This is a genomic window from Roseibaca sp. Y0-43 (assembly GCF_020667835.1).
Classification (GTDB): domain Bacteria; phylum Pseudomonadota; class Alphaproteobacteria; order Rhodobacterales; family Rhodobacteraceae; genus Roseinatronobacter.
In genome coordinates this window covers 1-10,846 of the sequence record NZ_JAFMPR010000023.1, presented here as the reverse complement: position 1 = coordinate 10,846, position 10,846 = coordinate 1, and the positions used below count along the sequence as shown (strand labels likewise).

Here is a 10,846-nt window from a genome sequence, read left to right as displayed (position 1 = left end):
CCTTGTTCACGGGTTCTTCTAGTGCGGCGTCAGGCTTTTCGGTCTGGCGTCGTTTCCCTTTTTGGGTTCGGTGCACCGTCACAGGTGCAAGATGATCAGGTGCGGACCTGCCCCGGACGGGGCCGGGCAAATTCAGTAGCGGACCTCTTCGAAGCCGTAATTCCCCTCGTGATCCCGCCAGTCGACGAAGACCGAGCGGTAGCTGACCCAGTTACAGTGCCCGGTGTCGGGCAGCTGTGATGCGGCCGGGACCTGGGCAACACTCGACCGTGTCCATCGATAGTCACCCTGCACACCGTAGGAACCGAGGCGCGTGGCGTCGTAGGTGTTGCAGTCGCCTTCACTGTTTTCGCGTTGGCTGAACTGGATGTGAAAGACACGGATGCTGCGGACGAAGTCGAAAGCGTCGCCTGAAATGTCGATGTCGGCCTGCTCGTCCGATTGGACTTGGACCAGGGGCAGAGGAGCTTGCGGAACGCTGACCTGAGGCGCCTCCCGGAAGGCAATGTCGTAAAGCCGTTCCATCGGCGAGTGCTGGGCAGGGGCGTTGAACGACGCCCCCATCGGGCAACGCCAGATCTGCAAAGGTGGCTCGATCGGCCAGGGTGTGATCCTGCGGATGAAGACCGCACGCGCATGGGCACAGAGCGCCGATGCCGGCCAGCCGCCTGCCAGGCAGAGCAGAATGGCGCAGTCGACCTGGTAGGCTTGCGCCGGCTCGACCGAACCGACGAAGCTCGATACTGTGATGGCCGCGGCGGCTGCCGCGGTCCGGACCTTGTGATTCATGACGCCGACTCCAGCTATAATGGTGCGGCGATACAAAACAACACTAACGATAGCAAGCAGATTTGATCGCCGAAAAACAGCGTTCGCTTCGGTCTTGCTTCGACGGACAGTGACAAGGGGTGGAATGGCTTCACCATTCTTGGAGATGAGGCTCTGATGCTTCGTCACAGCCTTCGGTAGGCAGCCGCGCTCTTGGTTTGGGCCGTGGCGAGGTTCGCCGCCCTGAACCTCGGTCCCTTAGCCGCATCCTATGAAGCGCGTGAAAGCCGTTGAAGGCCTGGCGGAGACGTCTACTGTCGCCGCCATGATAAACCGGGATCACATGCGCGCCTTCCTGCGGCGCGCCGCGGCGCTTGTCGCTTTTGTCGCCGTGCTCTGGGCGATCCAGGTCGTCAACTGGATCACCGGCTACGGCCTGAACCCGGCGTTCGGACTGATCCCACGGTACCTCGGTGGGTTGGATGGTGTCATCGCAATGCCCCTGCTGCATGGAAGCTTCGGGCACCTGATGGCCAATACGCCGCCACTTCTGGTGATGGGTGGACTGCTGGTGGCAACAACCACGCGAGCTTTGCTGCCGCTGAACGCTGTGGTGATCGGCCTCGGGGGAGGCCTCGTCTGGGTGTTTGGAAGCTCCGCTATCCATATCGGTGCGTCGGGACTGGTTTTCGGTTGGTTCGGTTTCCTCGTCGTGCGCGGCCTCGTGGATCGCTCGCTGATTACGCTAGGCGCGGCACTGGTGGTCGGTGTCCTATATGGTTCCATTCTCTGGGGTGTTCTTCCGGGCCAACCCGGCGTGTCGTGGGAGGCGCACCTCTTCGGCGCCATCGCGGGCGCGGCCGCGGCGTTACTGGTCCGAACGCATGTCCATGCCCCGCGGTTGGGAGACGTCGATCTGGATTAAGCGCCGCAACTGATGCGCCCGGCCCATTCCGGATGAGGTGGATGGCTCCTGCTCCACCGGCATCGAACGTGCCAAAGCGCAGTTGTCATCGACTGCAAGGAAAGGAGCCATACAATGACAGTAAAGACTGTGGGCCTGGATTTGGCCAAGGACGTTTTCCAAGTACACTGCGTTTCGGCCACCGGGCGGAAGATCATCAACAAGAAGATCAAGCGGGCGAAGCTTCTGGCATTCTTCGAGACCTTGCCGAGATGTGTGGTCGGCATGGAAGCCTGTGGTTCTGCGCATCATTGGGGCCGAGAGCTGCGCAAGCTGGGCCATGATGTTCGGCTGATGCCTGCCGCCTACGTCAAACCCTATGTGAAGCGCGGCAAGACAGATGCGGCGGATGCTGAAGCGATCTGTGAAGCCGTGCGTCGCCCCACCATGCGGTTTGTCGAGATCAAATCAGAAGATCAGCAAGCTGTTCTCGCCATCCATCGTGTCCGGGATCTCGTCGTGCGCCAGCGCACCCAGGTCGTGAACATGATCCGCAGTATCCTGCGGGAGTTCGGGCACATCCTTCCGACGGGCATCGAGGTCGTGTCGAAGTTTGCCCGAGAGCATGGAACCGACGGCCAGCTGGAAATGCCGGAGATCGCGGACGGCATTCTCAGTGTGCTGTGCCATCAGCTGAATGGTCTCAATGCCCGCATCGATGGGCTGACCAAACTGATCGAGCAACATGCATGGCTGGATGCTGATGCTCGACGACTGATGCGCATGCCAGGGGTCGGCCCCATCACGGCCTCGGCCATTGTCGCCACCATCGGCGACGCAAAGCAGTTCGAGACAGGACGTGATCTCGCCGCGTGGCTGGGTCTGACACCGCTGAACAAATCCAGTGGCGGCAAGGAACGGCTTGGCCGCATTACCAAGAAGGGGGATCGATATATCCGAAAGCTCCTGATCGTCAGCATGACGTCGCGGGCGCTGATGGCCAGAAACAAGCCGGAGAAAGCCGACACCTGGACCGCGAAACTACTGGATGAAAAACCATTCAGGTTGGCAACGGTCGCCATGGCCAACAAATCCGCCCGGATCATCTGGGCGCTTCTGACGAAACGAGAGGAATACCAGCAGCCGATCGCTTAATCCTACCCAAAGATGCAAGACGTTTGATGTGATGATGCGAAACGAAGTCAACCAAGAGCAAGGACACTCCGACGAATGTCGCGGCCCCCAGAGGTCGTTGAGCCGATAGGAACCTCGCTTGCGGAACTCATCAGGGCCAGTGGCAATAGCCTCGCAAGCAGGCCGGACACACGACTGTACTGACAGACCATCGCGATCACAGAAATCTCTTGCAATGCAGGAGCCATCCACACAGGACGTTCGACTGACCTTCACGATACTGCGATGCAGCACGCCGAACCTGCCATTCGCTGCATTCGTTAATTCCATGGCAAATAGCAAGAAAGCATCACACTTTGCCGAATGGATATATGCCACATAGAATAGCTACGTGACGGAGGTACTCGTAGCAAGTACCCGAATGCCCGCCGATGAACGGACGCACGGCCAAAGCGTTGCGACTCCTCGGCTTCGATTTGAAAGGAGCCTGAATGGCAAAACTCGGCACAATTATTGGCGACATCACGCGGCGCACCAACATCTACAGGGTGTTCCCTCGCAATCGCTTCTTTGAGCTCTTTGACGAGCAAAAGAACGCCTTGGTCAGGCCGACCATGTGGGAAGACCCGTTCGAGAATTTTATCCTGAGATCGCCTGTCCGCACTGCCGCTGGCGAGACCGGAGAATTCGCCTTCCACGAGGATGTCTATGGCCAGTGCTGGACGCTCAAGAAGAGATCGGATGCGATGTGGCGTATTTACTCGCCGAAAACGGATGCCGTCCGAGTCAGGACAACGGTTGGCAGACTGATCGACAGCCTTTGCGCTGCCAGCAAGAGTGTGACCAACGATAGCTGCTTCATCGGCAAGGTTGACTATCCGCCAGATTTCAAACTCAAGGAATTCGCGCGTACGGTCTTCAAGGACGGTCTATCCGCCGAAGCCGTTGCTAGGTCCCTGCTTAAAAAACGGGATGCCTTCGAACACGAGGCCGAAGTCCGGCTGATCTATTTCGAAGGGCAACACAAAAAGCATGAGGGCGGCGTCTATAAATACGCACTCGACCCGCATGCCGCGTTTGACCAGTTCATGATCGACCCGCGTATGTGCTACAAGAAATTCGGCAAGTTCAAGGACGAGATCGTCGCGCGAACCAACATCGACGAAGCACGCATCAAGCGCTCATTGCTTTACAAACCACCCGAGGGGTTCGTCGTCGAAGTACCGTGACGGAGAGGACGAATTTGGGTAGCGGATGCGGGAATGTTTATAGCCCATCCCTCGTGGGGCTGGTCCAGCAACATCGTAGTGTCCAGTCTGAACGTTTATTAACGTCGGGTTTGACCGTTCGCTTCCGTTTGGATCCTTACTTCCAGCTCGTGGGCTTCTGATACGCCCAAGCTTACGAGGCGCCCAAGGATGGCATCGATGCGACTGCGTGATGGGTGAGACTGACAATACAGAGACGGATCAATGACCGCCGCCGCCTTCAACCATTCGGCGACTTTGCGACCGATACCGAGTTCATTCCACATTGCACCGTCGCCATTCGTTACTTCTAGCCACGTCTCGACTGCGAACAGGAGGAAGTCGAGATGCCGCGAGGTTGGCGCAACGTTCAAGGTGTTCATCGTGCAGAGCGCGATGAAGGCTGTCGGACCACCCCGCATCATGGGGCGCACCGCTTGAAGAAGCGGATCAACCCGATCAAACACGACGGGAACGAGATAGCTCTTGGTGCCGGAGAAGGAATTGTGAAGGTTCATCAGTATCATGCCGATTGTCGGACCGGTTTCGATGTCGATCCCGAGGTCTCCTCGGCGACGGTCCCAAGACCAACGGTCCAGCGCGAGCGTCCTCGTTACGAGCCGCTGTCGTAAAACGAGCGCGCGATCTGACGGCCGGTTTGGCTCGTTGAAGTAACGGACGTCGGCGGCGTAAATGAGCGTTTCGGCCACATCGCAGAAGGACCGATCGGGCAGCTCAAGGATCGGCTGCAAGACGAACTCGAAACGATCCTGTGTGGCGTCCATCAAAGCTGACGCAGCCAACGAGTAGAACTGATGATTCCATGCGTCGGGCGTCTGATTCAGCTCGGCATCAGCGGAATAGCCATGACCGTTCAACCGCGCGGACCAAAGCGCATAGGCATCAACAATCTCCTCATACCACCTTGGCAGAGCGCTAGCTTCAACGTTGAGTAGACTGATCCACTTTGCGAGCTCTTGGTCGTCGACGCGAACAATGGCTTCTCTAGAACTGCGCCTGAAGGGGGCGTCATCACGCTTGAACTCGATACGTGAGCCGTGCGGTGAGAGGATCGCACGCGGCTGACGAGAGAACGACGGCGTCTCTTCGGGGAGATCTGGCCAGTTAGGCTCGCGCCCGCCATCGAGCCAGGCGATCTCCGCAGCAACCGCGTCGGCGTCCTGTCCCGATTTTTCCTTCTCGTAAGCCTCTCTAGTAGCCTCGTCCTCCTCATAGGGATGCCAACGCCAACGACACGTGGTGAAAGCGATACGTACCGCGGCCTTGATCAGTTGCGGGTTGGCCTCGTGGATGCTCTCACGCGCTGCGGTGATCGCAATCACGGCGGCGTGATCTTGACGAGCGACCGTGCGAAGCAGGTGGTTACGGTCCGAGGCAAGCTGCCTCCGCCGCCAAAGATGGATGAGGGCGCATATGCCCCGCGCTGGCCGGTGGAAGTCCAGCCGTTCGTTCGAGCCGTAGTGGTCGACATCTTCCGCCAAGGCCGCGGCAATCACGGTTCGAACCCAGTCCTCATGCTCGTCAAGTAGGGCATCGTCGCCGTCCCGCGCAACAAGCATGGCCGTCGAAATCAAGCGCGTCGATCGCGACTTGAGGTAATCTGTATCGCTGTAATCGGGTAGATCGCCGGCAGCATATTCGACGGCCTCGCGTGCCAAATCCTGCGAGCCTTTCGTTGGATCGCTGACTGCAAGCTGGATTCTCACCTCAATAGTGCTGGAGCGCTCATGGGCCTGTCGGCGGGACTCTAGGCGCTCGAGATGCTTGGCTTCAGCAGGTGGGGACCTGTAAGCAAAGCCTCCTTCGACCTCGACCCAGTTCGTTTGGTCGAGCATGTTGAGTGCATAAGATCCGATGAAGGCGGGATCGCTGAAGTCCGCTTCATCGCTATAAGCGCCAGTCTCCTTGACTGCCTCAGCCAACAAGGAGCGCACTTTCTGTCCGGTGTCATCCTCGCCGATGTAGTAGGGGATAAGTCGCTCGAGTGAGATGGAACGAGACTGGCGCTTCGCAAGATCGGCGAGCATGACGCGGCCTTTAGGCTCCTTCTGCAGCATCAGCGCGCCGCCAAGCCTCTCCAACGTCAAACGAGTGCGATCATTGGCAAGCAGGTCGGGGTTAGCCACAAACGGGACGAGCGCATCGCGCGTCGTCGGCAAATGCGATAGCAGCACGTCGAGCGCGATCAACACATAAGCGGCACAGCTACCTTCCGGTCCGAGGATGTCCTTGAGTACCGCGTCGACATCTTCGCCCCTGTCGAGGCGCTCTTGTGACCACGCCTCGAGCGCCATTAGTCCAGACGACGCAGCGTATTCACGAGCTTGGCTGGCGCGTGACCAGTAATAGGTCCGCACCCATGGAAAGAAGCGCGGCTTCCCGTCGAAGACGAGCGTAAAGCCGTCCGTTCCTGCCTTCACGCCATCCGCACGGTGCGCGACCGCCGCGTCAACGAGTGTTTGGATTAGGCCGAGTCCGATCTCGGGGTCTGCATCGAGCAAGTCGAGAAAAGGAGGTTGCGCTGGCGACACCGGCATGTAGTCGGTATCCGCAAACCCGAACGCGCCGTGCACGGAATCCCGTCGTGATCGGCCTCGACGTGGCTGTTCAATAAGACTGGACGTGATAAGCGTCGCAAGCTCGTTCGGCGCGACGCTGGCCAAGGCCTTGCTGAACGGCCGCATTGCCTTGACCTTGTAGTGATCGTTCTCTTGCGCGATCGCGGTCAAATAGGCCTTCGTGTCTTCCGGCGCGTGTGACGCCAGAAGAAGCGCCATGGTTCGAAGATCCTCGATCATCGTCTTGCGCGACTGGCGTTCTAACCGTGGCGCATCCGCGGCACCCAGGATCGTGATGTTGGTGTCACGCAAGTCGAGCTGCATGAGCCAGTCGAAGAGCATCTTCCCCGCTGCCCGTCCGAGTTCGCGGAGGCTCATAATCGTGAGGAACTGGACTTCAGCGAGCTTCACGATGGCAGCGATCGCCTGGATTGGTACATCGTCGGCATTTACAGCGCACCACATGAGAACCGTCGGCGCCGATAGCGTTGTGGCGATGCGCAAAGAGCCCGGTGCTTCGCCAGGATGCTCAGCGCCCGTCGCGACGATCTCCTTGAAAGCGGATGCGGCCGAGATCGTTTCGGTCGCGACGATGGCAGTACAGATCTCGACGAGCAACGCGCCCCCATCAGCAAGCAATGCTGTGCGGCAGCGGGTCAGAAGCCGCGACGACAGCTCGGATCGCACGATCGCCATGAGCGCTTGGCGACGCCATGCGTCATGGGCGCCTGGTCGCGAGAGGGCCCCAAGGAGGGCCGTCCAGTTCGAGCCGTCCGGTCCCTGTTCGAGCGCGAAGCGACCGGCAAATTCGATACCACGTGCTACCCGCGGCGATGGCGGTACGGAAAGATCGACGTTGTCGAGCAACGTGATGTCTTCGTTGAGGCGCGCGCCGATCGCCCAGTCGCGGAGCACGTCATGGTAGAAGCTGAGACGGTCGCGCTTCGGTTCAGACAGGGTCAGGCTACGCAGTAGATGAGCTCGTGCCGGTGTGTCCGTCGATGTCTCTACGAGGTCCTGTCCTGCCAGCGCCGCTTCTGCTAGCTCGGCCAAGAGCCGTTGGGCCGGGCGGACATCATCTGGCTTTGCGCCATCGGCACTCTTCCACCATCGGTCAGCGAGCGCCGCTTCAGTACGAATGTTGGCCGAGCTCGGGACCTTTAGCAATTGGGCCAACCGATAGAGATTGCGCGCAATGCTCGCGGCCGGATGATGCCGTGACAGCAGAGCGCGCAATTCCGGGGCGGCATTGCCCAAGGCTGCAACCTCGTCGTCGTTCAGTTCGCCCACGACGACTTGGCAAGGCGTACCCAACTTCGTGAGCGCGTCCTCGGCGACCCAGCCAGTGTCTTCGACGCCGAGATCGGGCCGTTTGGACACGACTATGGAGAAGCTTGGGACCTCTGCAATCTCGCGCAGCAAGTCATTCACTGTGCGGCGGCGCTCGACGGACGTGAACATCTCGAGGCCGTCAATGAACAAGACCCCGCCGCCACCGGCCGCCAGGTCCCACAAGAAGTTCTTGGCGGTCCCGGGCATATCGAGACGTTGCGCGAGCGTCGACCATCCCCCGTCGGGCGTGCCTACGGGATCAAGGACGATGACATGGCCCTCACGGCCTATCCGCTCAGCAAGATGTCTCAAGACCCAAGACTTGCCCACGCCCGGTTTACCAGTGATCTCGATGAAGCGATGCCCGTCGCGCGCTTTCTCGAGATCGGCAAGCGCGCCGAGGCGTGGGATATTGACGCCGCCGACAGTGGTCCCGATCTCCATGAGTGCGTGGCGCGACATCTCTGCCAGCTTGGCGCGGGCGAGAGAGAAATTCTGATCGCCGACTAGGTGGAAGCCACGCGTCGTCAGCCTCTCGATGAGCGATTGGCGCGTGACCGAGCCACCGGCCTTACCCGTCTCGATGACAATTTCGATGAGATTGCTCCAAAGTGCCTCGGCGCGTGTCGCATCGTCCGGCGCGAGGACCTGACGTGCCAGTGTCAGGGCATGGGCCTTCGCCTCCGGTGCAGCAGACTCGAAATCGAACTCGAGGATCATGAACCTGCGGATTATGGCCCAGACGGCTTCGTCCTCGTCCGCCACTCCGTGAGCCACAAGATTGCTGCGGAACGCTTTGGCGAAACTGCGCATCTCCTCGCTGGCGACACCTGGGAGGGCTAACCGAGCGAAAAATTGAACGCCGCTTTCCGCTCTATGCGCCCATTCGAGCACGTCCTGATAGGGGCCAGAGATAGAATAGCTGGTTCGCTGGGTCGCAACCGCCAGCAAATGGCGGTCCGTCGGTTTCTGAGCGGGATTGCTGCGCACGATCTGTTCGCAGACGCCCTTAAAAATAGGGTCTTTGGGCGAAAAGCGGATTGTGCGTTTCGACTGGATCTCGAGAAGCGCAGTGCCTTTGTCCGAAACACCGTGCACGATTAGGTCATCGAGGGCATAGCCTTCATTCTCGCCCTGAAGCTGCACGCGCTCGATCCTGGCATTGGGAAGGCCGCGCGCGTCGCTGCCAGCGAGCATCTGGAGGAGATAATAGGCGCCAAGCTGGCCTTCAATATAGGTGCCGGCACCCCCGCGCCCGACCGGACTGGAGCCTTTCTGTTCGGAACTCGTGATTTCCTCGGGGGAAGGGCTCATCGCGTCGGTCGTCTTCAAATCAATCCTGCAGTTGATCTACGCGATAGCGTAAATATCGAACAATTTCGATTTTTTTGAGTTATGTCTTCATGGTTTCTCAGAGGAAGTAACTGCATTCTTTTGAACTGCGCCCCGTCAGCGACGCAAATTTTCTATGTGCGGGAGCTCAGGAATCCGCTTGTTGTGCTAATCCTGCTGGCCTGAGCTTCGGGCCGAATGTCTGCATTCTGAGTAGATCGGATAGCCACTCGCGACCGCAGCGACAGTCCGCTCTCCGCCCATCGCGTCAAAAGATTCACCTCAACCCCAGTCTCTCTGCCAAGCCTTCAAACTCCGGTGCCTCCACGTAGAGCTTCTCGAACTCACGTCGTGCCTGGGCCTTGCGACCCTGGCGTTCGTAAAGCTCAGCGCGGTCATGACGGATCTGGTGGAGGAGACGATCGGGGCGGTCCTTGCGACGTCGGCCAGCGCGGGTGAGTACGTCGATGGCTGCGTCGAGCAGGCCGCGGGCCGCCAGCGCCCGAGCACGATAGAGCAGGATGCCCGTGTCGATGGGTGTCTCGTTCTGGGTGGCGACGGTCAGGGCGATCACCCTATCCATCAGGTTGTGATCTTGCGGCGTGTCGAGTGCGATCTGGACGAAGGACAAGAGTACGACGGGATCCTCCGGCGCTATGACCATCAGCCGCTCGAGATGCTGCGCCGCGCCTTCGGCGTCTCCGCTCGCCTCGCACAGCTCCACCAACGCAAGCCGGGTGCCGCGCTCGGTGGGGGAGATATGAGCAAAGATGCCTTTGGCGATCGGCAGGGTGCTTTGCGGCGAGAGGTCATATTTTGCGAACAGCGCGCCGAGCCTGTCGCCCGCCGCAAGCGCGCTTTCCAGATGCCCGCGCGCCTGCGCAAATGCCTCCTGCTTCAGGCGCATCATGCCGGCCATCCAGGCCGCGTCGGGCAGATCGCTTGCGGCTTCCAGCTGGGACAGTGCCGCATCCTCATCACCCTCGTTGATCGCACGCAGCCCGTCTATGAAGGCCTTTTCCTCGGGTGCGGTCACGAGCCTTCGGAAAAACCCGAGGGACAGCTTGTCCCGTGTTGGAGTGGCTGCACGCGCGCCCTTACGGTCCTGGATGGTGTAGAAGAGGCCCGTGCCCGGCAGCCCGAGTGTGGCTCGGTTCCCCCGGGGGCTGACGGTGTATTTGGCACCGCGCGGTCCGAACGACAGAGAGGCTGTCGATTTCGAGAGGTTCAGCGTCACCCCGGGCGCAAGACGGATACGTTGCCAGAAACGCAAAGACACGGGGTGTAAATCCTTTCTGTAAATTGGCCGGAGACGAACCCTGATTGAACCGCATGGCCGCCGCATAAGCAACCGATGCGTGGGGTGCCTTGGACGGGTTGCAGACCGAACATCCTCCAGCAAAATCATCACCGTATCATCGGCACAGGATCAGGGGTGCCCAGTACCAGCGGGACGGGGCTACTCGACAGCCTCGATGAACCGCCCGTATTCCTCGCTCACTTCCCTGGCATCCACAAAGGCTCGCGCGCGCTCCTCGTCGATGCAGCGG

6 protein-coding genes are annotated in these 10,846 nt (G+C 59.9%); 3 read left to right on the top strand and 3 right to left on the bottom strand.

Features of this window, described 5'->3' with window-relative positions:
* Nucleotides 1-132: 132 nt before the first annotated feature.
* Entirely contained in the window at nucleotides 133-789 is a 657-nt protein-coding gene (locus tag J1C52_RS14780) for a hypothetical protein (RefSeq protein ID WP_227428698.1), read from the bottom strand.
* Nucleotides 790-1,111: 322 nt separating this feature from the next.
* Here J1C52_RS14780 and J1C52_RS14775 point away from each other — a divergent pair, with 322 nt between their 5' ends.
* From J1C52_RS14775 to J1C52_RS14765, 3 genes are all read left to right on the top strand, one after another.
* On the top strand, nucleotides 1,112-1,693 hold the full coding sequence (locus tag J1C52_RS14775) for a rhomboid family intramembrane serine protease (protein WP_227428699.1): 582 nt from the start codon (nucleotides 1,112-1,114) through the stop codon (nucleotides 1,691-1,693).
* 114 nt (nucleotides 1,694-1,807) lie between these two features.
* Entirely contained in the window at nucleotides 1,808-2,827 is a 1,020-nt protein-coding gene (locus tag J1C52_RS14770; protein ID WP_227428697.1) for an IS110 family transposase, read from the top strand.
* 470 nt (nucleotides 2,828-3,297) lie between these two features.
* Complete coding sequence (locus J1C52_RS14765; RefSeq protein WP_227428696.1) at nucleotides 3,298-4,035, top strand: hypothetical protein; 738 nt, start codon at nucleotides 3,298-3,300, stop codon at nucleotides 4,033-4,035.
* Between the two features lie 98 nt (nucleotides 4,036-4,133).
* Here J1C52_RS14765 and J1C52_RS14760 read toward each other — a convergent pair whose 3' ends face one another.
* Both J1C52_RS14760 and J1C52_RS14755 read right to left on the bottom strand, forming a co-directional pair.
* Nucleotides 4,134-9,296: an AAA family ATPase gene (locus tag J1C52_RS14760; protein ID WP_227428695.1), complete on the bottom strand. Its 5,163-nt coding sequence runs from the start codon at nucleotides 9,294-9,296 to the stop codon at nucleotides 4,134-4,136.
* 277 nt (nucleotides 9,297-9,573) lie between these two features.
* Nucleotides 9,574-10,575 (bottom strand): DUF4236 domain-containing protein, encoded by a 1,002-nt coding sequence (locus tag J1C52_RS14755; protein ID WP_227428694.1) that lies wholly within the window; start codon nucleotides 10,573-10,575, stop codon nucleotides 9,574-9,576.
* Nucleotides 10,576-10,846: the final 271 nt, after the last annotated feature.